Consider the following 23,394-nt stretch of genomic DNA (forward strand, 5'->3'; position numbering starts at 1 on the left):
CTCAGCCGACCTCGTTCTTGACCCGCTTGGCCATCTCCGCCAGGCCGTCGTCGAGGGACTTCTGCCCGGTCATGATCAGCTCATGCTCCTCGGTCAGGATCTGGTCGACGTCCGAGGACTTGTCACTGACCGGCATCTCCAGTACGACGTTGTCGGGTTTGAAGGCCTTCTTGGCCACGTCGCCGTTCGGCACGCCCGGCAGCGCGAAGTAGGTGTCGAGGATCTGCTGGCTCTGCAGCGACGGCGTGACGCCGGCCTTGGCGACCGCGGTCGCACCGGCCTCGCTCGAGGCCCACTCGACGAACTTCTTCGCGGCCTCGGAGTGCTTGGAGTTCTTGTTCACCGCGAACGCGGTCGGCGAGCCGAAGGTGGTCACCTTCCCGTCCGCCGCACGCTGCGGCAGCGGCGCCACTCCCCACTCGACCTTCGACTTGCCCGCCTTGGTGTCGGCCAGCAGGGTCGCGGCGTACCAGGTGCCCATCGGCAGCAGCGCGGCTTTGCCGGTGGAGAACATCGTGTTGTAGGAGATCTTCTGGCTGGACGCAGTTGCCCACGGCAACAGGGTGCCGTTCTGCTGCAGCCCCAGCGTCATCGCGTACTGATCCTTCAGGAAGCCGTAGTCACCACCCAGCAGATCGCCACCGGTCTGAGCTGCCGCGGTCGCCTGCACGATCGAGCGCCAGGTGTGCTGATAGGCGCCGTACACCTTGGACGCCCCGTCGCCCTTGGTCAGGCTCTTGGCCAACGTGGCGTAGTCGGCCCAGGTCAGGTTCTGCAGCTTGGACTCGGGCACACCGGCCTGCTTCAGCAGGGTCTTGTTGTAGTAGAGCACCCAGAAGTCCTGCCGGTACGGCAGCGCGAAGTACTTGCCTTCGAGCTCGTAGGACTTCAGGCCCGAGTACTTCGCCTGGTCGAGCTTCTTCGCCTCATCGGTGAGCGGCAGCAACTGGCCGCGAGTGCCGAACCGCGAGTAGTCGATGACGTTCTTCATCGTCAGTACGTCGGTGGTGTCGCCACCGGCGAGCATCGTGGTGACCTTCTCGGCGTAGTCGTCGGCCAGGATGTCGACCGGCTCGACCTTGATCTCGGGGTTGGCCTGCTGGAAGCCGTCGATGATCGCCTTGAACTCCGGCGTGGTGGCGTAGTTCCAGAGCGCGACCTTGATGGTCTGCGGCCCGTCGGCGGCCTGCTGCGCCGAGCCGCCGCAGGCGGTCAGCAGCGCGAGCGCGGCCGCGCCGGCCAGGGTGGTGACGAGGTGTCGCCTCACAACGTTCTCCTTGACTTTCGGTACTGCGGTACAGGGGTTCAGGCAGTCAGCGGGCTCAAGCGGTCAGCCGGCTCAAGCGGTCAGCCGGCTCAGGCGGTCTGCGGGCTCAGGCGGTCAGGGGAAAGGCGTCGGCCGTGATCGGGCCGTGCACGGGTTCACCGGCCACCCAGCGGGTGAGCTCGGCGAGCATGTGATCGGTGAGGCGATGGATCTCGGTGCCGAGCGAACCGGCGATGTGCGGGGTGACCATCACGTTCGGGATCGACCGCAGTGGCGAATCGGCCGGCAGCGGCTCGGGATCGGTGACGTCGAGGATCGCGAACAGCCGCCCGGTGCGGCACTCGGCCGCGAGAGCCGCCGAGTCGACCAGACTCCCCCGTGCCGTGTTGACCACCGTTGCGTGGTCCGGCAACTGCGCTAGCTCGGCTGCGCCGATCATCTGCTGCGTGCTCGGGAGTTCCGGCGCGTGCAGGGAGAGCACGTCGACCTGGGACAGCAGTTCGTCGAGGCCCACAAGCCGGGCTCCGGCAGCGGCCACCTCGGCCGGGTCAGCATGTGGATCAGCGACCAGGACGGTCGTGCCTTCGAGGGTCTGGAGCAGATCCACGACCCGGCGGCCGATCCGCGAGAAGCCGACCACACCGATCGTGCGCCGGAAGTTCGAGAGGTCACCGAAGCCCTGCGGGCGGGACCAGCCCTGGTACGCCGTACGGGCATTAGCCGCCAGGAACGGCGCCTTCTTCCCCGCGAAGATGATCGCGGCCAGCGTGTACTCCGCTACCGGAACCGCGTTCGCGTCGGCGGCGCTGGTGACGACGAGGTCGCGGCTCCAGAGGTTGTCGTCGGCAACGGCCCGGATGCTGCCGGCGGCGTGGAAGACCGCCTTCAGCCGGGGTGCCGCGGCGAGCCGCTCAGCCGTCAGCCGCGGTGCGCCCCAGGAGGTGACGAGGACTTCGGCCGTCGCCAGCCGCGCCCGTGCCTGTGGCGAGTCGAGCTCGTCGGTCCAGATCGGATCGGGCAGCGCCACGAGGCCGGCCAAGCGGTCCAGCCGAGATCGGTCGAAGTGGGCCGCGAACATCTCCCGCTCCATGACCACCAGCGCCGCACGCCGGTAAGCGGTTACCGTTGCTGTCATGTGAACATGAGATGTCCGCAGTGTTCAGATGAGCTATGGCTCGTTCAGACTTGTTCCTAAACATTCAGAGTCGAACATCGAGGTGAGGCGGGTGCCCGACGACCGGCTGTTCGGGGTCCAGCGCCACGAACGCGTCATGGATGAGCTGCGTCGCCAAGGCTCGGTCCGGGTGCGCGAGCTCGCGGAGCTGCTCGGGGTCAGCGAGTTGACCGTCCGGCGCGACATCTCGGCCCTCGCCGCGCAGAACCTGCTGACCAAGGTCCACGGCGGCGCGACGCTGCCGACCGAACTCGCGCCGGCCGCGCGTCGCCGAACCGCGGCCGCGCCTCGGTTCACCATCGGCATGGTCGTGCCGTCGCTCGACTACTACTGGCCGCCGATCGTCGGCGGAGCCCGTTCGGCCGCCGCCGCGTTGGGTGTGGCGATCCAGCTCCGCGGTTCGAGCTACGACTGGGCCGAGGATCGTCGGCAGATCACCCGGCTGATCGAGGCCCAGCAGGTCCAGGGACTACTGCTCGCACCGAACCTGGAGGGCAACGACGTCGACGAGATGATCGACTGGATCGCCCGGCTCCCCGTACCGGTGATCCTGGTCGAGCGGCAACCGCCACGCTGGACACCGACCCCACACCAGGTCGAATGGGTCCGCAGCGATCACGCGCTGGGCGTCGAACTCGCCGTACGGCACCTGCACGCCCAAGGGCACCGCAACCTCGCGCTCCTGCTCTCGAAGGGCAGTCCGACCTCGGCCCACCTGGCCGGTGGCTGGAACCTCGTCTGCGCGGACCTCGGGATCGCGGCCGACCTGGTGATCCGCGAGTCCGTGAACATGGACCAGCCCGGCCACCGCGACATCATCGCCCACGTCCTCGACCGCTGCCGCGCCGCGGGAACCACCGCGCTCGTCGTCCACTCCGATCCCGACGCGATGGCCATCGCCCAGTACTGCGCCGAGCAGGGCATCGCCATCCCCGACCAGCTCGCGATCGTCGCCTACGACGACGAGATCGCCCACCTCGTCGAACCCGCCCTCACCGCGATCCGCCCACCCAAGCCCATGGTCGGCCGCACCGCCGTCGAACAAATGGTCGCTCGCCTCACCGAAGGCCGCCGCCGCCCACCCCAACGAGTACTGATCGTCCCCGAGCTGGTCATCCGCGACTCGTCGATGACCTAATCCTTGTGAGCCAGTAAGGCGTAGGCGTTCGGCAGCCGGCCTGACCACGCGGCAGCCACGTACCCGTCGTCGGGTCGCCAGAACGGCTCGGCGTACTCCTCCAGTACGTCGAGCCGCAGGCCCGCGCGCGTGATCGCAGTGACGAGCTGGCCGAGCGTCCACTGCCATTCCCGAGCGCCGTTGCCGGGGAAGCTGTCGTTGACGTGCGACTCGGCGAAGTAGCTGCGGTCCGGTCGGATCCGCGGTTCGTCCTCGTCCCAGGTCCACAGCGGCACCGCAGGATGCGCCTCGTACACGAACAGGCTGCCGCCCGGCCGTAGTACCCGCGCCGCATCCCGTGCCCACGCGTCGATGTCGCGCATCCAGATCACTGCGCCCTTGCCCGTGTACACGAGATCCGCACACTCGTCCCGCACCGGCACTCCGGGGACCTCCGCGGCAAGGTACTGGCACGGCACGCCGACCTCCGCCGCCCGACGTTGTGCAGCACTCGCGGTCACCACGCTGTAGTCGATCCCCAGCACGGTCCGCGCGCCGGCCCGGACGAGTGCGGTGTCGTCCAGCCCGTGCCCACTCTGGAAATGCACGACCGTCGGGCCGGCCAAGAGCACCGGACCCAGCAACTCGAGCTCCCGCGGGAACAGTTCCCACCCACCGCGAGCCTGTTCGAGCAGTTCGTCGTACTCGTCGACGTACTTCGTTGCAGCCTGTTCCCAGACCGCCTGGTTGCTCCGCACCGACTCGTCCATCCGGCGAGTCTGTCAGCGCATCAAGCAGGTCGCGAACGAAATACGTCCTAGCCGAACGACAAGATCTCGTCGCCACCATCCGACCAGGTGACCCGAACGTTGTCTCCGTCCACGGCAATGTCCGGGACAGGCTCAGGACGACCGCCGGACAGGGAGACGATGGCAACGAAGACCTGACCTGGTACGGCGGATGCGCGGGCGATGGGGATCGCTGTGTGATCGCCGAGGGCCTCGGCCTCGTCAGCTCGCCGGACATCGACCGAGCCGAAGCCGACACTGCCTTCGACGGACGACAGCAGTTCGGCAGTGCGAATCTCGGCGCGCTCGCCGAGTACGGCGGCCTGCGGGATGCTGGACGTCAGGGGCCAACCGGATATTTCAAGCAGCCAGCCGGGTTCGACGACGGCGTCCGGGGCGATGCGGGCGGCCCGCACCTCGTGGCTTCCGCGCAGCGCGGACGCGATGGTGACGGTGGGTCCTGGGGTGACCGCTCCGCCGCGACCCGATCCGTGCTCGGGTCCATGGTCGTCTGTCGTGCGGACCCAGTGGGTCGTCGCGATCGAACTGCCCGAGCCGGTCGCCGTGAATCCGTTGCGGTGGGAAAGACCGAGCTCGGGATGCACGATGGTGACGCTGTTCTCCAGCGGCTGCGCCCAGTACGACGTACTGAGCGGTGGCATCGTGTGGGTCGAGTAGCCGAGGCGGGCGTACAGCGGTGAGTCGGCGCGTTGATCGCCGGGGACCGAGTGGTCGGTTCCATGGTTGACGATCCGCACGATCCCGTCGGACTGTGTTCCACTGACCAGCCAGCCGGGCTCCCTGAGCTCGCGCGTGAAGTCAGAACGCTCGACAGGTAAGGGTTCTTCGGCCGCCGTCCAGACCGGATGGTCGGCCGGGAGCATCAGGCCGAGCATGCCTTTCACCGCCCAGTACGGCGATCCCGGTCCGGAGTACGACTGCGCGATCGCCGGCCATTCGTCGTACCAGCCGAGGGTGAGCAGGCCGCGCTGGTCGGGGACGCCATGGTCGAGGAAGTGCTTGAGCATTCCGGATGACGTGCGGCGCAGCAGGCCGGGAGGCAGGTCGGTGGCACCGGTGATCGCGCCGATCCAGAACGGCGCGGCGGCGGCGAACCGGTAGGTCAGGCTCCGGCCTTGGACCAACGGGGCGCCGTTGCCGCCCACCAGGTGGACCGCCGAATCCAGGAAGGCTGTCAGCCGCTCGCGCCACGCGGATTCCAGCGTGGGCTCGCACAACTCGGAATCCATCGATGCCCAGAGCAACGGATAGACGTGCAGCGCCCAGCCGTTGTAGTGGTCGAACGCGCGCTCCGGACCGTCGGCGTACCAGCCGCTCGAGCGGTACAGCGACTCGTGCACCGCGAGACCGCTGTCGATGTCCTCGCGGGACCACGGCCCTTCGACCGATTTGAGGAACGTCTCCACGACGATCTGGAACCAGACCCAGTTGATCGGCGGATACTTCTCGCCGACCACCGTCGCCAGCCAGGCAACGATCTGCGCACGATCCCGATCATCGAGCCGGTCCCACAACCATGCGCGACTCAGATGCAGGCCGAGGGCGATCGAGCAGGCCTCGACCTTGGCCTGTCCGAGTTGGTCCGGCCGCGGCCAAGCGTGTGGTGACGCGGGATCGGTTCCGGCCCGCAGACCCTCGGCGTACCAGCCCGCTAGATCGTGCGGATCCTTGCCGTCGTCCCCTTTCAGCCGGATCGCAGCGAGCAGGAAGGACCGAGCGAAGGCCTCCAGCGAATCGCTGTCGGGCCCGTAGGCACTCTGCTGTCCGGGCAGGTCGATCCGGGCGTGGTCAGGCGCGGCCCACGGGCGAAGCGACAGCAACAACTGGTCGGCGACCGTCGCCCAGGAGTCGCGGGTCAGTCCGGTGAAGGGGGCGTCGAGCATCAACGGGGTCCTCGGGTCGGCAGGAGTTCGAGACGGTTGTCGCCCGCCGCAAGGATTGACATTCCACCACCTTCACCGCTGCTCCGGACGGCGGCCAGAGTCCGAACATGATCGATCAGGCCCGTTCACATCCGAAGCTCTGATCAGGACGCCCACGGCAAGCTGACGAGCCCTTCGTAGAAGGTGCCGCGGGCACCGACGTCGTTGTACTCCGTGAATGTTCCAGTCTCAAAATCGCTCTTGATCGGGTCTGAACGTTCTTGCGTACCTCTGATCGACGGATAGACACCACCCGGTTCCGGGTCGATATTCCTTGAACATGTGAAGCGGTAGATCCTCGAGCGCTCAGAAGAGGTCAGAACATGAACAGAAAACCGCCCCAATCCCGTACCGCGGTACTACGCCGATCGCTGCTCCTCCTGGTGGTGAGCACTCTCGCGTTGGGTGGCCTGGTCGCCACCTCGGCGCCGGCCGACGCCGCAACCAACCAGTTCCGAGGGATGAACTGGGCCGTCCTCGGTGACAACTTCAGCAAAGGCCCGCTCGTCATCTCCGGCCTCAGCCAGACCGACAGCAACGCGACCGTGCGGGCCAAGGCCAAGGCCGTGTACGACGACATGGCCGCGATCGGTGTCAACACGGTCCGGCTGCCGATCAACACCCACACCGTGGGCACGACCTGGTGGAACAACTACCGGGGCGCCATCGACGCCGCGACCGAACGTGGCTTCAAGGTCATCCTCGCGTATTGGGAGGACGGCGCCGCCTCGGGCGGCAAGGTCACGGACTACAACGCCTGGAACACGATGTGGTCCCAGGTCATCACCACGTACGGCGGCAACGGCAATGTCTATTTCGAGCCGATGAACGAGCCGCACGGCTACAGCTCGGCGGACTGGCGGAATGCCGCGGCGAACTGGCTCAGCGCCCACAGCTCGGCGGCACGCAACCGGGTGCTCATCGGCGGCACCGGCTTCAGCCAGGACCTGCGGGATGTCTGCAACGACAGCCGCTTCAGCGGAACGCTGTTCTCGTTCCACTACTACACGTTCTTCTACGGCGCGATGACGTACGACGCCTTCCGCAGCCACATGCAAACCCGGCTCGGAAACTGCGCCTCGCGGGCAGTCGTGACCGAGTACGGCGCGCCGATGTCCAACGGCCTGAACTATGCGAATGCGAGCAGCACCGACAACTACGTGCGTTACCTTCGCGCCGTCACCCAGGTCATGCGTGACAACCAGATGGGCGGCACCTACTGGCCCGGAATCGGCGGCAAGCGCACCGACGGCGGCGGTTTCGACTGGTACTCGATGTTCTCCCAGAGCGGCAGCGGCACAACCATCGATCTGGCTGTCCGCAACGCCTCCGGCCGTGACCGCGTCAGGTACGGCTGGGGCTTGTAACCCTCGCGCTGGCCGGTGAACGCATCGTGAATCCCTGACTTCGCGATTGTGCTGTCACACAAGCGCTGTTAGCGCGCACATCCGCTGCTTGCCGACCCCCGGACCACGACCGGCGTCGGGGTGCCAGCGGCTGTGCGCAACCCGCTCTCATCCGCACACCCAGATCGCCGACAGCCGTCGCGGGAACACGCTAGTGGGTCAGGATTGGCCGGCCTGCCGCCGAGCTGACGTCCGAAGAACCCGCAGGCCTGGTACGGCGTCTCTTCGGACGTAACCGGCGCGGGCGCCGGTTCCGGGGAGGACTCGGGTCGGCGTCCAGCCGATGTGGGGAGGATATGGGACCGATTCGGGGGGCAAATCCTCCCCAGATCCCGCTCCGGGCCGGGCAAACCCTCCCCAAACCGGTTTGGGGAGCCACAGCGCGACAGCCACCAGCGAAACCAGCACCACGCACACCCGACCCAACCGCGCTCACCACACCCAACGTCCGAACATCCGCAGACCACCCCCGCAGTTCTTTCGGACGTCAACGCGGGGCGGACTGCTTCACACCGCCGCCGACCCGCTAACTAGCCGGCCTTGGAACTGACCCGCCTGATCGAGCAAGCAGCCCGGCTGTGCTTTCGTCAGTCGATCGCCTGGTAGAGGGTGGTCCAGAAGTCGAGCATCAGCTGCGTGGCGCTCGGCACAGTCGCCCCGACCTGGGTCAGCAGTACGCCGACGACGTCGTTGACCGGGTCGGCGTACGTCGACGTACCGCTGCCGCCGTCCCAGCCGAACTGCCCGACCGGGGCGTAGTCGCCGCGGTAGGTGCGCACCGCCATCCCAAGGCCCCAGCCGCCGTGCTGGCCCTGGCCGAACGAGATGTGCACATTGTCGCGAGCCAACGCCTCCCGAGCGACCTGCTGCTCCGCAGTGAGGCGGTTGGTGGTCATCAGCGCTACTGCCGGCTTGGACAGGATCCGCTCGCCCTGGTGGACGCCGTGGTTGAGCAGCATCCGGAAGTAGGCGTGGTAGTCGTCCGCGGTGGAGTTGAGCCCGCCACCGCCTCCCGCGAACGCCGGCGGTTTGCTGTGACGGCCGCCCTCGGCCTCGTCCCACACGTGGAACTCACCCGTGGCCGGGTCCGGCGCGTACAGCGGGGGCAGGCGGTGCAACTGGTCGCCGGGCACCCAGAACCCGGTGTCCTTCATCCCCAGCGGGCCGAACACGCGCTCCTGCAGGAACTCGTCGTACGGCTGCCCGGTGACCCGGGACACCAGGACCCCGACCAGGTCGCTGCTGATCTGGTACTGCCAGCGCTCGCCGGGCTGATACATGAGCGGCAGGGTGCCGAGGCGGCGCACCCACTCGTCCGGCTCCGGCATGGGGACCGGGAGGTTCGGTGTGATGCCCTGCTCGAACAGGGCGGCCATGATCGGCGTACCGATCATCGTCATGTCCATGCCGAGGCCGAACGTCGAGGTGAGCACGTCCCGCACGGTGATCGGCCGCTTGGCCGGCACGGTGTCGTCGACCTCGCTGGTGATCTGCCGCAGCACCTGTCGGTCGGCGAGTTCGGGCAGCCACTGCTCGACGGTGTCGTCGAGCCGCAGCCGGCACTCGTCGAGCAGGACCATGGCCGCTGCGATCGAGACGGGCTTGGAGGTGGAGGCCATCCGGAAGATGGTGTCCCGCTGCACCGCCGGTCCCCCGTCGTGGCGCATCGTGCCGATGGTCTCCACGTGCGGCTCGCCGCCGCCCCGGCTGACCAGGGCGACCACACCCGGGATCTTGCCGGAGTCGACGTGGCGGGCGAGGACGTCGTGCAGCCGGCGCAGACCGGTCGTGGAGAAGCCGGTGGTGGTCATGGCGGTGTGCTCCTTCTGTTGTGCTTCGGCTGAGGTTCAGAGGCTGGCGGCGATGATGTCGCCGACCGAGGTGGTGGCCTTGATGTTCAGGTCGGCGTTGCCGCTGTTCTTGAGCGAGTTGCTGATCCGGCCGCTGGCGGTCCCGGCGTCCAGGGTGGCCGAGGCGCCGGTGGCGGCGACGATCTCGATCGCGCCGGCGTCGGTACGCAGGACGACGTCGCCGCGGGTGGCCTCGGCGATCCGGATGTCGCCGGCGCTGGTGCGGATCTCGGCCGGACCGTGCAGGCGGCCGACCGCGATGTCACCGGCGGAGGTGGTGAGCTTGGCGCTCGCGACGTCCTCGAGGTCGATCGCGCCGTGCGAGCTTTCGACGGTGAAGTCGCCGTACCGGCCGACGGCCTTGAGCTGGGCGCTCGCCGCCCTGACCTCGACCGCCGAGCCGGTCGGCAGCTGGACGCTGACCGCGACGTAGCCGGACGGGCCGAAGTACTGGTTCTTGGCCTTGACCTGCACCGTGAGGACCCCGTCGGCGTAGCCGACCTGAGCCTCCTCGGCGGCGCTGACGTCGCGCTTCTTCGACGGGTCGGCCGGCTTGACCTCGACCGTGGTCTCGGTCTGCTCGGCTGCGACCAGCTGGATGGCGCCGGCCGGGAGGTCGAGGACGGCGGTGATGGGCTCGGAGGTGGTGAAGGTCGTCATCGTGGTGCCTTTCGTGGTTTCTGTTCGGTTGATGGCACTACCTTGGCGAGCGGTCCTGACACGGGCCCGACATCGTGCTGACACCGCTGACACGAGAGCTGTCAGCAGCCGAGCCGGTCGGTCACCACGGCCGCCACGCGGGCATACCAGGTCTGTACGGCGAGGCTCGTGGAGGTGACCTGACCGGTCACCGGCTCGAGCTGGTCGGCGTACTCCGCGCGATAGCTGCCGTGCTGAGTGCCTCGAAGAGGGCGAGCGGCAAGGCGACAAGAGGCCGGCCGGCGGACGACAATGGGTGAATGAGTGCGGTGGACCGGATGCGGCGTTGGGAACGATGGGTCTCCAAGCGATCCTTGGCCTCGTTCGCCGTGTCGCGCCTGACCGCGGAGTTGTATCGGGACAAGTCGGTGTGGGCCGCTTCGATCCTGGTGCGTACCGCCGCGGGTTCGCTGCAACCAGCTGCCGGCCAGGCCTTTCAGGCTTTGGTCGAGGGATGCGAAGACCCGCGCGCGGTCGGCGGTGTGATCTACGAATCCTTGCTGCATTGCGGCGGACGAGACGAGTCGGATACGACCTGGACGCGGGTCACCGGACCACTGCTGCTGGGCGACTCGCCGCCGCGCCTGATCCGGTTCCTCGATCATCCGCCGGCCGATAACCCGCGCGGCAGTGAACCAGCGGACGTCATCAAGCAACTCATGATGTGCGTCTCCTTCAACTCGCCCAGGCGACCTGACCTGGAGCGGTTTCTGTCCAGCACAGATCAGCCTCTGATCGTGGAAGCCTTGCGGGCGGGCTGGAGCGACAACACCTTCTTGCCCAACCACATCGTCACGGACGTGGGCGTTGCGAACCCGCACCTGCAGCCCGCGGGCACGGACAGGAGCGCCGTACTGCTGGCTGTCGTCAAGGATCGCCTGGACCTCCTCGACTTCACCGATCCCTACACCGTCGACTCTTTGCTGCGTGGCGCGCAGATGAAGCGGCCTGACCTGGCCGACAAGTTCCTGCGCGTGCTGAAGGCGTTGCCTCCAGGCACCGCGCAAGAGCGCCTGTGCAAGATCGTGACACGCAGGCTCGTCCCCGATGACGCAGCCACCGTGGCCGCGCTCGAAGCGGGGTATCTCCCCGAGGGGCTGCAAGACCGAGTCCTGTTCCTCTTCCTCACCCAACAGTGGAGCCAGTACGACGCGATCGACCCCACCGGCGATCTCCTCTACACCGCTTACCTGCAAACGCATCGCTCCGCCGACCTGCGGGATCACACCCTGACCTGGGCCATCATCGAGACGGCGCGCCAGAACGGACGCCCCGATCCCGCCGCGCGCTACCTCGAAGAGAATCCGCTGCCCGAGCACACGCGCTCCGACGGAACGCGCCCGTCCGTCGGCGGCTACAGCAGCGACTACGGCTTCGGCGGTGATCACGGCAGCGGCGGCTGGACCGGCGGCAGCTTCCACACCTAGGCCCCAAGGACGAGGGTCGTCACCGAGCGCGCGGGGAGAGTGAGGGTGGCGGTGCTGTTCGCGACTGACAAGGTGCCGGCTTGGTGTGGGGTTCCGGCCGTGTCAGTGGATTGCCAGAGTTGTCCGGTCCCGGTCTGGTAACCGGTCAGATTCAGAACAGTGGTTGTGGCTGTGGTGTTGGCATTGACCAGGACGACGTTCTTGGCGCCGTCTGAGGCAAAGGCGCGCAGCAGGTTGCTACTGGATGCCGTGGAGACCATGGTCGCGCCGAAGTGGCGGAACAAGCCCTCGCCGGTGAACATGCCCAGACCGTGGTAGATCGGGGTCGGATCGCTGACCGGAATGCCGCCTTCGCCTTCGGTGCTGGTGATACCTAGGCCGGTGTTCTTGGCGGCGTTGCCGTTCTTGTCGCCATACAGCAGCGTCGCGACGCCAGACTGCAGCATCGTGCCGAGCGCCGAGGCGCCCCACACGGTGGCCAGGTGCGAGAGCATCAGAGTGCCGTCAGGATCGGAGTAGTCCATGTTCCACTCACCGATCTGGATCGGCACGTCCCGACCGGCCAGCCTCGCGATGCGCGCCTTGAGGTCGGCGATGTCGGAGCTGTAGCCATCGATCACTGTAGTGAGCAGTTCCTCAGGCGTGTACCGCGCGTACCCGGCGCCGTAGTCGTGGTAGTCGATGAAGTCGACACGACTCCCGGACACAGTCAAAAACGTGTCCATGTACGGCGTACCGAACTGCGGCTCGTACGACGCCAACGCCGGGCCGCCCACCTCGACCGCGGGGTCCAGCGCATGCAACGCGTCGTGTACCTGGTTGTAGCGAGCGCTGTACTCGTCAGCGGTCATCTTCTTCGGGTTGCCGCTGTTGTCGTGCTCGTTGCCGTAGATGAACTTGCGCACCGGCGTACCGGTCGCCTTGAAGTGGTTGTAGATGTTCTTCGCGTCGGCGAGATCCTCGGCCGCGGTCCGGCGTCCGTCCGCAGGAAGAATCAGCATCGGTACGGCGCCCAGCTCGCGGATCGCCGTGACCCAGGCATCGCCGGTGATCGCGGTATCGCAGTACGAACCGCCACACACCAGCCCGCCATTGGCGTCGTACTGGAGCTCCATCCGCAGTACGCCGAAGCCCTGCCGGCGAAGGTTGTCTCGGTGAGTGGTGTCGTTGGTGATGTAGTGCTGATTGCCATAGCCGGTGATGTCGAGGCCGTAGTCATTCGCGTCGAGCGTGGTGACCGGCTTGGTGAAGTCGACCGTGACAGTCGTCGTGGCGGCGTGGGCGGGAAGGCTGGGCAGAAGGAGCGAAGCGGCCGTCAGGAGTACGGCAGCCATCGTCGGTTTCGTCCGCATGGCGCTCAGCTTCGCAGCTCAGACCCGCCGGACCGCGTCCACTTCTGGCCAGGTTCCACAACTGGCCAGAAGTGGACGAGAAGCCCCGCGGCACCTCAGCCGCTGGCAAGGCGACCAAGATCACGCGCGACTGAGCGCGGCCTGGGATACTGAAGACGCCCTGCCGCCCGCCCCGAGAGGTGTTCAAGGTGCTCAGATCCGCGGTCATCACGGTCCTGCTCGCTCTCCTCACGTTGTCGCCAGTCGCTCCCGCCACCGCGGTCACTGGCACCCTTCAGGTCAGGCCCGCCGGCGCGGAGGTTGTCGCGGTCACGCCGATCGCGGACCGGCTCGTCGACCTGTCGGTCCGCTCCCAGGCGCTCGGCGGACGGACCGTGAAGGTACGGCTGCTGACGCCCGACGGTTGGAATCCCAGCGACCGCCGACAGCACTGGCCGACGTTCTGGTTGCTGCATGGATGTTGCGGCGACTACACGTCCTGGTCCGGAACCGATATCGCGAAGATCGACAGCCTCCGCAAGGTCCTGGTGGTCATGCCGGAGGCGGGCTGGAACGGCTGGTACAGCGACTGGTGGAACTACGGCGCGGGCGGCGACCCGGCCTGGGAAACCTTCCACACCACCGAGCTACGGCAACTGCTCGAGCGAAACTGGGGAGCCGGCCCCAACCGCGTCGTCGCCGGCCTCTCGATGGGCGGCCAAGGATCACTCCTGTACGCCGCCCGCCACCCCGGCATGTTCCGGGCCGTCGCGTCATATTCCGGGTCAGCGCACCCCCTGCTGAACGACGAGTCTGTCCAGCGGATCATGGGTTTCTTCGCCGGCCAAGGCAACGACCCACTTCGCGTCTGGGGCGATCCGGTCGCGCAGCGCGGCATCTGGGCGGCGCACGACCCCTACTACCTGGCCAAGCGCCTGAAGTCCCTGCCGGTCTACCTGTCCTGCGGCGACGGTACGGCGGGCCCCTTCGACCCGCCAGGCAAGACCGACGCCCTGGAAGCCGACTTCAACCGCCAGAACCACGCCCTCGCGACAGCCCTCCAGCAGGCCGGTGCACGACGACTCACCACCGACTTCTACGGCCCGGGAACCCACGGCTGGGCCTACTGGCAACGCGAACTCCACGATTCACTCCCCATGCTCCTCAAAGCCCTCGGCGTCCCGAGCGCCTGAAAAGCCGTCGCGGCCCAGGCCTGGGGAACCTGGACCGCGACGGGGTTCGATGGATCAGTTGACGTTGACCAGCGCGCCGACCTGGAGAGTGCCTTCGTTGAGACCGGCCGTGTAGCTACCGAAGATCTTGCCGTTGGTGTCGACGTGCTCGTTCGTCCACGTCGCGCCGGCGGCCTTGCTCCGGACCCAGAGACCACTGCCCGGTACGACGGCCGTGACGTGCAGGCTGCCGTTCGGAAGACCGGCCGCCGACAAGGACGAGATGGACTCGTTCAGGTCGATCGGGTCGGACGCGCCCCACTGCTTGCTGACGTTGCGGCTCTTGAACCAGATACCGCTGCCCGACACGAGGTTGAACAGGTTGAGGGTGCCGTCGGGCAGACCGACCGCACCGACCGAGGTGATGTACGGGTTGGTGTCGACCTGGTTCGCCGAACCCGCCCATACACCGTTCTTGAACTCCCGCGTCCAGACGCCGCTCCCCGGGATGGCGGTGAACAGATGCAGGGTCCCGTCCGGAAGCGCTGCCGCCGCGACAGCGACCGTGTAGGGGTTGGTGTCGACCTGCCTCGACGTCCAAACACCAGTGCTCGCGTTACGGATCTTGTGGAAGACCCCAGCCCCCGGTACGACGGTGAACAGGTGCAGCGTGCCGTCGTCCTCTCCCGCGGCTGCGATCGCCGAGATGTTCGGGTTGGTGTCGAGCTGCGTCGCCTCGGCCACCCACTTGCGGGTCTTCGGATCGCGGAGCCGATACCAGACACCGCTGCCTTTGACCACGTTGAAGGCGTACATGCTGCTGTTCGGGATGCTCGCCACCGCGGTGTCGGTGATGTTGGCGTTGCCGTCGACCGCGACGGCCGAAGCGTCCCATCCGGCCGAACCCGACCACTTGGTGCGGTTGAACAGCGGACCACGCGCGGTGCGATCAACCGGGGCGTCGTCCCACAGCAGGTTGACGATGCGCTGCGCGTCCACCACCTGTACGCCGTACCGGTCGGGGTAGGCCGAGACCTGGATCTTCTGGCAGATCGGGCCGATCGCGCCGGTCTTCCAGCTGCCGTTCGGGTACAGCTTCTCCATCTCGTTGAGGAACCGGTTGGTGGTCCAGGTCGCGTTCAGGCGTTGTTCCCGAGTACCCCACCACTTCTGCTGCTGGAACAGTCCCACGCTGGTGGCGTCGCCGCCGTCGAGGTTCTGCAGGGTGGTCTCGACGATCGCGGTGGTGACCGCGATGACTGCGGCGCGCTCGGTCAGGCCGCGATCATGGACGGCGTCGACGATCATCCGGGCGCAGGAGACCCGGTAGGCGTTCATGGCGTTCTTGAGCTCCTCGGTCAGCTGACCGTTGAGGGTGTTCGCCAGTTGCCCGTCGCGGCTGTTGCTGCCCTTGGGGTCACACGGCACTTTCGGGAGTGTTGCCTGCGCGGTCCGCTCGTTGACCGACGGATCGACGGGAGCCGCGTCGGCGACGGTGCCGAACAGGCTGGTGGCGGCGACGGCCAGGGTGACCGTTGCGAGAAATCTCTTGTGCATCGGAATGTCCTTTGTCCGGAGCCGGGATCAGGTCGCGTTGACGAGGGCGCCGGCCTGCAGCGTGCCGTCGTTCAGTCCGGCCACGTAGCCGTCGAAGATCTTGTGATTGCCGTCGATCAGCTGGGCGTCCGCGGTCCAGGTCTGGCTGCCGTTGTTGGTGCGGATCCACAACCCACTGCCAGGCACGATGGTGCTGACCACGAGCTTGTTGCCGTCCTTGGGCAGCGTGGTCGCCGAGATGGCGGTGATCGCATCGTTCTCGTCCATCAGTACGGCGCTGCTGGTCCAGTTGCCGGTCGTCTTGTCCCGCAGCCGGTGCCAGACACCACTGCCCGGAACGAGAGTGAAGAGGTGGACGGCGCCGTCAGCGCTGCCGGTCGCGGCGATGTCGGTGATGTAGGGGTTCGTGTCGCGGATGGACGCCTCGGCGTCCCACACGCCGTTGATCCGCTGCCTGCTCCAGACTCCGCTGCCGGGGACGACGTTGAAGGCCTGCACGTTGTTGCCGATCGCGGCGATGGCAATGTCGGTGCTGTAGGGGTTGTTCTCGATCTGCCGTGAGGTCCACACGCCGGTGCTCGGATTGCGGAAGCGGTAGTAGACGCCGTTACCGGGCACGAGCGTCAACAGGTGCAGGGTGCCGTCCGGGGTCGCGGTCGCGGCGATCTTCGTGATCGCGCCGTTGGTGTCGACCGGGCTGGCCGCGTCGACCCACTTGCTGGTCTTGGGGTCACGCAGGCGGTAGTAGACGCCGCCGCCCTTCACCAGCGTGAAGGCGTACGCGTTGCTGCTCGGGACGCTTGCGATCGCGGTGTCGACGAGCTTGGTGTTGGAGTCGACGAGGGTCGCCGCGTCGTCCCAGCCGGAGGTGAGCCAGCGGCTCCGGTTGTACAGCGGGCCGCGCGGTTCCTGGCTCACCTCGGGCGATGTCCACCAGGTCGTCTGCTTCTTGGCGCCGGCCCAGCTCAGGCTGAAGTGGATGTGGTCGGTGTGCGGGTTGGGACCGTCGTACGGCTGCCAGCCCTGCGACGCCTTGTGCGCCGACCAGATGCGGTGGTTCCAGATCATGTACATGATGCCGAGCCGGCGCGCCATCGCGTCCTCGTTACCGTATTTGTCCGTGGCCAGCAGCCATTGCAGGACGTCCTCGGCGGCGGCTTTGTCGGCCGGTTTGTTGATATCGAGCATGTAGTCGAGCGCACGGCCTTCTTTGTGCTCACTCTGACCGCCCGAACTGCATTCTCTGACGATCCCGCCGTTGTGCTTGCCGTAGGTGCGGTTCAACAGGTCGCGCAGGCCGATGGCGCCCGGCTGGGCCGGCAACCCACAGCGGGTCTGACCGTCGTACGGGGCGTAGGCGTCAATGCTGCTAGGGAAATTCGGGGTCACCGGGGCCGCGGTCGCGGCCTGCGGCGCGAGGGTGGCGACCAGGCCGACGGCCAGGACGCCGACCAGCGCCCGGACGGTACGGCGCCAGCGGCTGGGGCGGATTTTATGCATGACGGAGCCTCACTCGGTTCATGGCAATTGGATTGAACAACCAGAACCGTAGAGAGCCTTTTATCCGCAGACAATGCTATTGCAGCTTGTGGCAGTTGCAGGAACCGGCAGTGTAATAACCTGCAATTGCCACAACCGGAAAACAAGCAGAATGTTCCTTGACGGCCGCGATCCGGAACTGTAGGCCGGCCGCCCGATGGCCGGAAGCTGCCAGTTGGGCCCGCGGTCCGATAGATGCCTGAGGCAAAGTGCCATGCTGAGGCCATGATGATTCGATCCCTGGTGGCGGCCGTACCTCTCGTCGGTACGGCGCTGATCGGAATGCCCGCGGCGCAGGCGGCGCCGAACGCTGATCTGACCGTCACCGAGATGACCATGGACAAGACCCTGGTCGCGGTCGCCGGGCTGAACACTGTCCCGGTCACGCTGACGGTCAAGGCGAGTTACACCGGCACTGCCGCGGCGCCGACGCTCTACGTGATCTTCCAGCTGAGTGGGACCGGCCCGGGACCGTCGCAGAGCCTGTACTCCACCCCGTTGAAGCTCATCTCGGGCACACCCGCCAACGGCACCTGGCGCGGCCCGGTGAACGTGTCTTCGTCGGCGAACGGCGCGTACTACACCGATGGCATCCAGGTCGGCCGGTTCGATCCGGCGAGCGGTGACACCACCAACCCGGCGCAACCTCCGGAGTCGATCCCGCTGCTGCGTGTCTCCGGGCGGAACATCCCGCATTTCTCCGCCAAGGTGACGCCGAACCCGGTACCGGCCGGCAAGCCGTACTCGGTCCGCTGGTCGGTCATCAACTCGGCCACCGGCAAGGCCTACGGCACGCGTCTGAAGGTTGCACTAGGCAACGGTGCCGGCTGCTCGGGCCGCGTCGACCAGGTGCCGACCGTGTTGACCGACACGGCCGGCTACGTCACCCGCTCCTACCCCTCCACCGCGGCCGACTCCCCGAACTGCCTGCTGGTGCCCGGCACCGAGGCTCCGCTCGGCGGCCTCGACATGCTCGCCCCGCGGGCAACCATCATCTCGGCAACCCCGGCCCGCGCCAGCGCACCGGTCGGCACGATCGTCCCTGTCAACGGCACGGTCGCCGGCCCGCCGGTTGGCTGTGAAGTCCTGCTCCAGCGTCTGTACGGCGCTTCGCAGTGGCGCACCGTCGGAAGGTCTACCGTCCGGTCGAGTGGCCGGTTCACCCTCGACGCGCAACCGGCGTACAAGGGCTCGATCCCTTACCGCGCTTGGTTCTGGAACTGCCGCAACTATCCGGTCGGCAACTCCAAGACCTTCTACATCAAGGGCACCTGACCGTCGGAATTCACTCCCTCTCCGCGTCGAGGCGAAGGTCCAGCAAGGTGGAGAAGATGTAGAAATTGGGGATCCGGCTGATCTCCGAGAGCATGTGATTCCGCCGGGCGCCGTGCTCCCGGAGGTAGATCGAGCCGTTCGCAGCCCAGGCGCCCTCGAGCTGGTCCCAGGCCCAGACCTTGTCCTTCGCGGCGAGCGAGTCCCATCGCAGGGTGAGCGTGCCGAACCGCAACGTCTCACCCTGCCGGAACAGCGCCAGGAGGCGGGGCAGCTGCGCCTTTGTCACGGCTTGCTGGATGGCAGGGCCCCAGGCATCCACGGCGGCGTTCCCCTCATGCGAGCCCTCGATCATGGCCTCGGCGCCGTCGTCGCCGTACACCTTGTAGGAGAAGCTGGTCGAGCTGACCATGCCGAAGTCCGCCTTCTGCTTGAGGATCGTCTGCTTGACCTGCATCGAGTCCCAGCGGAAGGCCGACAACTTGCCGCGGTGGTCGATGAAGGTCATCCCGTGCTCGAACAGGTCGAGCTGCACTTTGCCCTTGTTGGCAGCCTTGCGGCCCATCTTGACGGCCCACCACGCCGCCGCGATCGACACCGGCGTAAAGATGATCGACAGGTACGCGGGACCGCCGGCGAACAGCGAACCGAAGCCGAAGACGCCGAAGAGAACAGCCATCAGGCTGGAGACCACAAATCCCGAAGTGTGCTCTCTCGGCTGGTGGGTGGCTTGGTGCTCGCCGAGCCGCGCCTGGGCGACCGCCGCGCTGATCTGATCGGACAAAGGGGTCCTCGTTCCCTTAGGCTTACCTTGAGCAGAGAAGGTAGCAGCTCTTACCTTGAGCATACAAGGTAGCGGCATGGGCCCGGATATGCGCGGCCGGCCGGGACCCAGCAACTAGACTCCGTGAGCTATGGCGGCCACTCGTATTCGCAGAGCACCCGAGGAGTCCCGGCGGGCGATCCTGCAAGCAGCAGAGGAGCTCCTCGTCGAGGGCGGCCTCGACGCCGTCAGCGTCCGCGCCGTCGCCAAGCGGATCGGCATGACCGACGCGGGGGTCGCCCACCACTTCGGCAGCCGCCAGGATCTCCTCATCTCCCTCCTCCGGTACGGCGGTCGCCGGATCCGCGAGGCGGTCGAGCAGGCGGTCGCCACCTGGGCGGACAGCGAGTCGGACATCGACACCCTGATCCGGACCATCGGCCGCGTCTACGACCAGGGGTACGCCGAGCTCGCCGTCGCACTGCACGCCGCGGGCTGGGAAGACACCGGCGTGGGATTCCTCGAGCCGGTCGTCCAGATCCTGCACGCGACCCGGACCCGGACCGGACGCCCAGGACCGTTGAGCGACACCCGCCTGGCCGTGGCCGCCCTCCACCAGGCACTCGCGCTCGACTCCACCTACGGCGCCGCCTTCCGGCGCAGCGCGGGCGTCAGCGAAGCAGCGGCGAAGCGACCGGGCCCGCAGCGGACCTGGTGGGCCAACACCCTGCGCACCGCACTCGGCCTGCCGGACGCCGTCGACCGACCTTGAGCACCCCTCAACCACCCGCGGACCCTCCCCATAGCTGACGGGTGCTCAAGGTAGTGATGGGCAGTCCCACTCACCTTGAGCACGGATCAACCGTTCCAGACCCTCGCCAATGACTGAACCGTGCACAAAGTAGGCGTGCCTCGCCACCTTGAGCACGGTTCGACCATTCGCGGGGCCCCGCAGTGGTTGAGGGGTGCACAAGGTGGCGGTCGGCCGATCCCAATCACTTTGAGCACCGATCAACCGTTCCAGGCCCCCACCAATGACTGAACCGTGCACAAAGTGGGCGTGCCTCGCCACCTTGAGCACGGTTCGACCATTCGCGGGGCGCCGCAGTGGTTGAGGGGTGCACAAGGTGCAGCGCCGCCGGACGCTACCCAGCGCCTACGTTTGATGGGCCCGCCCACGAGATGGTGGGTTGCCCACCGCAGGCGGCTGTGCCACTTGCGCCTCCACATCAGCGGACCCGACCGCAGCCAACGCCGCTAACGTCCGAAAACTCGCCGACCACGTGTGCGGGTTGTTCGGACGTTAGGGGTGGTTAGGAGCATCTGCCGGGGCGGAGGGTGTGTTCGGGACCGGTCTCCAAGGCGTAGCGGCGGAGGCCGGCGTAGTACTCGATGCGGATGCCGGTCAGGTGGCCCTCGGCGTAGATGTCGGGGCGGCGGACCTGGATGACCAACCAGGTGACCGGGGACTTCGCAGCGAGGTCGCCATCCACCGCGAACCTGGGGCGGTCGGGGCTGATGTCGAAAGGGCCGTCGCCGAAGCTCCAGCCGGACTTGCTGGTCGCGGAGTTCTTTTGGGCGTCGGGAAGGAGGAGCGCACCGGCGTACTCGACGCCGGAGGGGTCGATCAGCGAGACGTCGGTGATCCGGACCGCCCCTGAACTGCCGTTCCGCAGCGGCGCCGTCAAGGCAACGGTTGCGGTCTCAGAGGTGCCGACCGGGAAGCAGAGCTCGTCGCCGAGGGCGCTCTCCCCCAGCGGACCGTCACCATGCCGTACGCCGAAGAACCAGCCGGCCGTTGCGAGCAGCGCGCTCACCAGCACACCCACAAGAATTCGCGTACGCATTCGTCGCCCCCCAGGCGTCCGCGCAGACCAGCCGCCTGCCGCTCGATCCATTGTGACCGCTCGAAGGGTTACTCGCCGGCGACACAACGTGCGCCGGTACGACGACACCGGTACGACGACGTGGGTGCGCGATCGGATTCGGGCTCGGCGGCGGCGGAGCTCCAGCCGAAGATCTGGGACGGCAAGGGGGCCGACGGGAACCCGTTCACGGTGTACTACCAGGACGGGCGCTGGGACTACGTGAACGCGCACTCCCTTCGCCCGCTCGACACCAAGAATCTGGTCACGAGGATCACGGTGTGGTGCTGAGCCGATCCAGCTAGCCGCTACCGTGGGAGACCATCGGTAGACGGGAGCGGTAGTGCTTCGACTGACGAGGCAGCAGGCGCGGCGGATCGCCGTACGGGCTCAGTTGCTGACGGCTGATCGGCCGACTGAGCTGGTGACGATGGTTCACGACTTGACCTTGCTGCAGATCGATCCGACGGCGGCGATCGCTCCCAGTGCGGATCTGGTGGCGTGGAGCCGGTTGGGTGCGTCGTACCAGCCGGCTTCGTTGCGGCAGGCGGTGGAGGAGGAGCGGACGCTTTTCGAGTACAACGCGCTGATACGCCCGACGAGCGATGTCGCGTTGTACCTGGCCGGCGCGGCGGAGCAGCCGACGTGGGAGAAGGCCCGCGAGTGGATGCGGAAGAACGACGGCTTCCGGCGCGACATCCTCGACGTACTGGGCGAACGCGGACCGCTGACCTCGCGCGACATCCCGGACACGTCGACCGAGCCGTGGGCGTCCACTGGCTGGAGCAACGCGCGCAACGTCGCCAAGATGCTGGACTGCCTGATCGCCCGCGGCGAGGTCGCCATCGCCGGGCGGGTCGGCCGTGAACGCAAGTGGGACCTGGCCGAGCGGGTCTATCCGACGGGCCTCGTCATCCCCAGCGTCGAGGAGGCGACTCGCCTCAAGAACGAGCGCCGCCTGCGATCACTCGGAATCGCCCGCGCGAAAGGCACCGAGGTCCCGGTCGAGCCGTGGATCGTCGGTGACGTCGGTGAGCCGGTCGAGGTCGAGGACACCAAGGGCGAGTGGCGCGTGGATCCCGCCGCGCTCGAAGCCGACGACTTCACACCCCGTACGGCGTTCCTGTCGCCCTTCGACCGCTTGATCCACAACCGGCCCCGGGCCGAGGAGCTCTTCGACTTCGAGTACACGCTGGAGATGTACAAGCCGGCCGCCAAACGGCGGTGGGGCTACTTCGCGCTCCCGATCCTGTCCGGCGACCAACTCGTCGGCAAGCTCGACGCGATCGCCGACCGGAAGGCCTCGGTCCTGCGGGTGAATGCAATCCACGAGGACATCGCCTTCACCCGCAAGACCAGCAAGGCCGTCCAAGCCGAACTGGAGAGCCTCGCCGAATGGATCGGCCTGGCCGATATTCAGCAGTGATCAGCGGCCGAGATCCTGCACCCAGGTTCCGTGACCCCACTTGGATTTGATGCGTCCACTGTCGTAGCCGACGCCGAGCATGGTGAACGAGCAGTTCAAGAGGTTGCTGCGGTCGGTGTCGCTGTTCATCCAGGCATTCACCACGGCTGCCGGGTCGCGGGAGCCCGTGGCCAGGTTCTCCGCGGTTGAACCGCCCGCGAACCCTGCTGCTCGCATCCGGTCGGCCGGGGTGCGGCCGTCCTCGCTGTTGTGAGCGAAGTAGTGGTTCTCGACCATGTCGTTCGCATGGCCTTGGGCTGCGCGATTGAGCGCGCCATTCAGTTGCAGCGGTCCGCAGCCGGCCTTGGCCCGCTCGGTATTCGTCAACTGCAGGATCTCCCGGGCTTCAGCCGGACCACTCGGCGTCGGCGGCCCGGTCGTCGGCGGAGGCGGAGGCGGCGGAGGCGGAGGCGGAGTGGGCGGAGTGGGGAGCGTCGGCGGGTGGGTCGGCTGCGGCGGCTTGCCGGTCGGCCGAGGCGCGACAGTCGGCGTCCGGGACACCGGCTTCAAGGTCTTTCGCGTCGGCGACGCATCCGGGGTGCTGGATGGCGTAGGGGTGGACCTCAGCACGACCGGCTGAGCTGTCACCTTGCCGGTCAGCGGGACGCGCTGCCGGATCGCGGTCGATTCGTGCGGGCCGCGAGCTACCGACCAGGCACCGACCACCACCAGCCCGATCACCACCAAGGCCCCGATCAGCGGAGCAGTGGCGACGCGCTTGCGGCGTACCGGACTGGGCTCCTCCTCAGAATCCATCAC

20 protein-coding genes are annotated in these 23,394 nt (G+C 67.3%); 8 read left to right on the plus strand and 12 right to left on the minus strand.

Annotation, left to right across the window (positions count from 1 at the left end; genetic code table 11):
- Nucleotide 1 precedes the first annotated feature (1 nt).
- Both ACFVWG_RS10755 and ACFVWG_RS10760 read right to left on the minus strand, forming a co-directional pair.
- The gene (locus tag ACFVWG_RS10755; RefSeq protein WP_391542978.1) at nt 2–1,267 is read right to left on the minus strand and encodes an ABC transporter substrate-binding protein; all 1,266 of its coding nucleotides are present in this window, start codon (nt 1,265–1,267) and stop codon (nt 2–4) included.
- 106 nt (nt 1,268–1,373) lie between these two features.
- Nucleotides 1,374–2,402: a hydroxyacid dehydrogenase gene (locus ACFVWG_RS10760; RefSeq protein ID WP_391542979.1), complete on the minus strand. Its 1,029-nt coding sequence runs from the start codon at nt 2,400–2,402 to the stop codon at nt 1,374–1,376.
- Between the two features lie 91 nt (nt 2,403–2,493).
- Here ACFVWG_RS10760 and ACFVWG_RS10765 point away from each other — a divergent pair, with 91 nt between their 5' ends.
- Complete coding sequence (locus tag ACFVWG_RS10765; RefSeq protein WP_391542980.1) at nt 2,494–3,579, plus strand: substrate-binding domain-containing protein; 1,086 nt, start codon at nt 2,494–2,496, stop codon at nt 3,577–3,579.
- On the opposite strand, the gene ACFVWG_RS10770 is transcribed toward ACFVWG_RS10765, so the two are convergent.
- The gene (locus ACFVWG_RS10770) at nt 3,576–4,328 is read right to left on the minus strand and encodes a class I SAM-dependent methyltransferase (protein ID WP_391542981.1); all 753 of its coding nucleotides are present in this window, start codon (nt 4,326–4,328) and stop codon (nt 3,576–3,578) included. The genes ACFVWG_RS10765 and ACFVWG_RS10770 overlap by 4 nt on opposite strands.
- Nucleotides 4,329–4,375: 47 nt before the next feature.
- The gene (locus ACFVWG_RS10775; protein ID WP_391542982.1) at nt 4,376–6,250 is read right to left on the minus strand and encodes a DUF2264 domain-containing protein; all 1,875 of its coding nucleotides are present in this window, start codon (nt 6,248–6,250) and stop codon (nt 4,376–4,378) included.
- A gap of 362 nt (nt 6,251–6,612) precedes the next feature.
- Here ACFVWG_RS10775 and ACFVWG_RS10780 point away from each other — a divergent pair, with 362 nt between their 5' ends.
- Nucleotides 6,613–7,656, plus strand: coding sequence for a glycoside hydrolase family 5 protein (locus tag ACFVWG_RS10780; protein WP_391542983.1), 1,044 nt, complete (start codon nt 6,613–6,615; stop codon nt 7,654–7,656).
- Nucleotides 7,657–8,282: 626 nt separating this feature from the next.
- Here the strand turns inward: ACFVWG_RS10780 and ACFVWG_RS10785 are convergent.
- Complete coding sequence (locus ACFVWG_RS10785; protein WP_391542984.1) at nt 8,283–9,506, minus strand: serine hydrolase domain-containing protein; 1,224 nt, start codon at nt 9,504–9,506, stop codon at nt 8,283–8,285.
- 36 nt (nt 9,507–9,542) lie between these two features.
- Nucleotides 9,543–10,205, minus strand: coding sequence for a DUF4097 family beta strand repeat-containing protein (locus ACFVWG_RS10790; RefSeq protein WP_391542985.1), 663 nt, complete (start codon nt 10,203–10,205; stop codon nt 9,543–9,545).
- Between the two features lie 299 nt (nt 10,206–10,504).
- On the opposite strand from ACFVWG_RS10790, the gene ACFVWG_RS10795 reads away from it, so the two are divergent.
- On the plus strand, nt 10,505–11,671 hold the full coding sequence (locus ACFVWG_RS10795) for a hypothetical protein (protein WP_391542986.1): 1,167 nt from the start codon (nt 10,505–10,507) through the stop codon (nt 11,669–11,671).
- Here ACFVWG_RS10795 and ACFVWG_RS10800 read toward each other — a convergent pair.
- Nucleotides 11,668–13,023: a hypothetical protein gene (locus ACFVWG_RS10800; protein WP_391542987.1), complete on the minus strand. Its 1,356-nt coding sequence runs from the start codon at nt 13,021–13,023 to the stop codon at nt 11,668–11,670. The two genes, ACFVWG_RS10795 and ACFVWG_RS10800, sit on opposite strands and share 4 nt — an antisense overlap.
- A gap of 188 nt (nt 13,024–13,211) precedes the next feature.
- Between ACFVWG_RS10800 and ACFVWG_RS10805 the strand changes: the two genes are divergently transcribed.
- On the plus strand, nt 13,212–14,195 hold the full coding sequence (locus tag ACFVWG_RS10805; protein ID WP_391542988.1) for an alpha/beta hydrolase-fold protein: 984 nt from the start codon (nt 13,212–13,214) through the stop codon (nt 14,193–14,195).
- A 54-nt stretch (nt 14,196–14,249) separates the two neighbouring features.
- Here ACFVWG_RS10805 and ACFVWG_RS10810 read toward each other — a convergent pair whose 3' ends face one another.
- Both ACFVWG_RS10810 and ACFVWG_RS10815 read right to left on the minus strand, forming a co-directional pair.
- Nucleotides 14,250–15,731, minus strand: a complete 1,482-nt coding sequence (locus tag ACFVWG_RS10810; protein WP_391542989.1) for a hypothetical protein — start codon at nt 15,729–15,731, stop codon at nt 14,250–14,252.
- A 27-nt stretch (nt 15,732–15,758) separates the two neighbouring features.
- Nucleotides 15,759–17,231 carry a hypothetical protein gene (locus ACFVWG_RS10815; RefSeq protein ID WP_391542990.1) on the minus strand — a complete coding sequence of 491 codons (1,473 nt, stop codon included), beginning with the start codon at nt 17,229–17,231 and terminating at the stop codon, nt 15,759–15,761.
- 264 nt (nt 17,232–17,495) lie between these two features.
- On the opposite strand from ACFVWG_RS10815, the gene ACFVWG_RS10820 reads away from it, so the two are divergent.
- Nucleotides 17,496–18,545 carry a hypothetical protein gene (locus tag ACFVWG_RS10820; RefSeq protein WP_391542991.1) on the plus strand — a complete coding sequence of 350 codons (1,050 nt, stop codon included), beginning with the start codon at nt 17,496–17,498 and terminating at the stop codon, nt 18,543–18,545.
- A 10-nt stretch (nt 18,546–18,555) separates the two neighbouring features.
- On the opposite strand, the gene ACFVWG_RS10825 is transcribed toward ACFVWG_RS10820, so the two are convergent.
- Nucleotides 18,556–19,326, minus strand: coding sequence for a DUF6585 family protein (locus ACFVWG_RS10825; RefSeq protein WP_391542992.1), 771 nt, complete (start codon nt 19,324–19,326; stop codon nt 18,556–18,558).
- A 130-nt stretch (nt 19,327–19,456) separates the two neighbouring features.
- Between ACFVWG_RS10825 and ACFVWG_RS10830 the strand changes: the two genes are divergently transcribed.
- A complete protein-coding gene (locus ACFVWG_RS10830) occupies nt 19,457–20,077 on the plus strand; it encodes a TetR/AcrR family transcriptional regulator (RefSeq protein ID WP_391542994.1) in 621 nt (206 codons plus the stop codon).
- Nucleotides 20,078–20,618: 541 nt separating this feature from the next.
- Here ACFVWG_RS10830 and ACFVWG_RS10835 read toward each other — a convergent pair.
- Nucleotides 20,619–21,152, minus strand: coding sequence for a hypothetical protein (locus ACFVWG_RS10835; protein ID WP_391542995.1), 534 nt, complete (start codon nt 21,150–21,152; stop codon nt 20,619–20,621).
- Nucleotides 21,153–21,272: 120 nt separating this feature from the next.
- Here ACFVWG_RS10835 and ACFVWG_RS10840 point away from each other — a divergent pair, with 120 nt between their 5' ends.
- The gene (locus ACFVWG_RS10840; RefSeq protein WP_391542996.1) at nt 21,273–21,461 is read left to right on the plus strand and encodes a hypothetical protein; all 189 of its coding nucleotides are present in this window, start codon (nt 21,273–21,275) and stop codon (nt 21,459–21,461) included.
- A gap of 52 nt (nt 21,462–21,513) precedes the next feature.
- On the plus strand, nt 21,514–22,596 hold the full coding sequence (locus ACFVWG_RS10845) for a DNA glycosylase AlkZ-like family protein (protein ID WP_391542997.1): 1,083 nt from the start codon (nt 21,514–21,516) through the stop codon (nt 22,594–22,596).
- Here the strand turns inward: ACFVWG_RS10845 and ACFVWG_RS10850 are convergent, their stop codons facing one another.
- Nucleotides 22,597–23,391, minus strand: a complete 795-nt coding sequence (locus ACFVWG_RS10850) for a CAP domain-containing protein (protein WP_391542998.1) — start codon at nt 23,389–23,391, stop codon at nt 22,597–22,599. It lies immediately after the preceding gene.
- Nucleotides 23,392–23,394 lie beyond the last annotated feature (3 nt).

This window comes from Kribbella sp. NPDC058245 (assembly GCF_042882005.1).
Taxonomy (GTDB): domain Bacteria; phylum Actinomycetota; class Actinomycetes; order Propionibacteriales; family Kribbellaceae; genus Kribbella.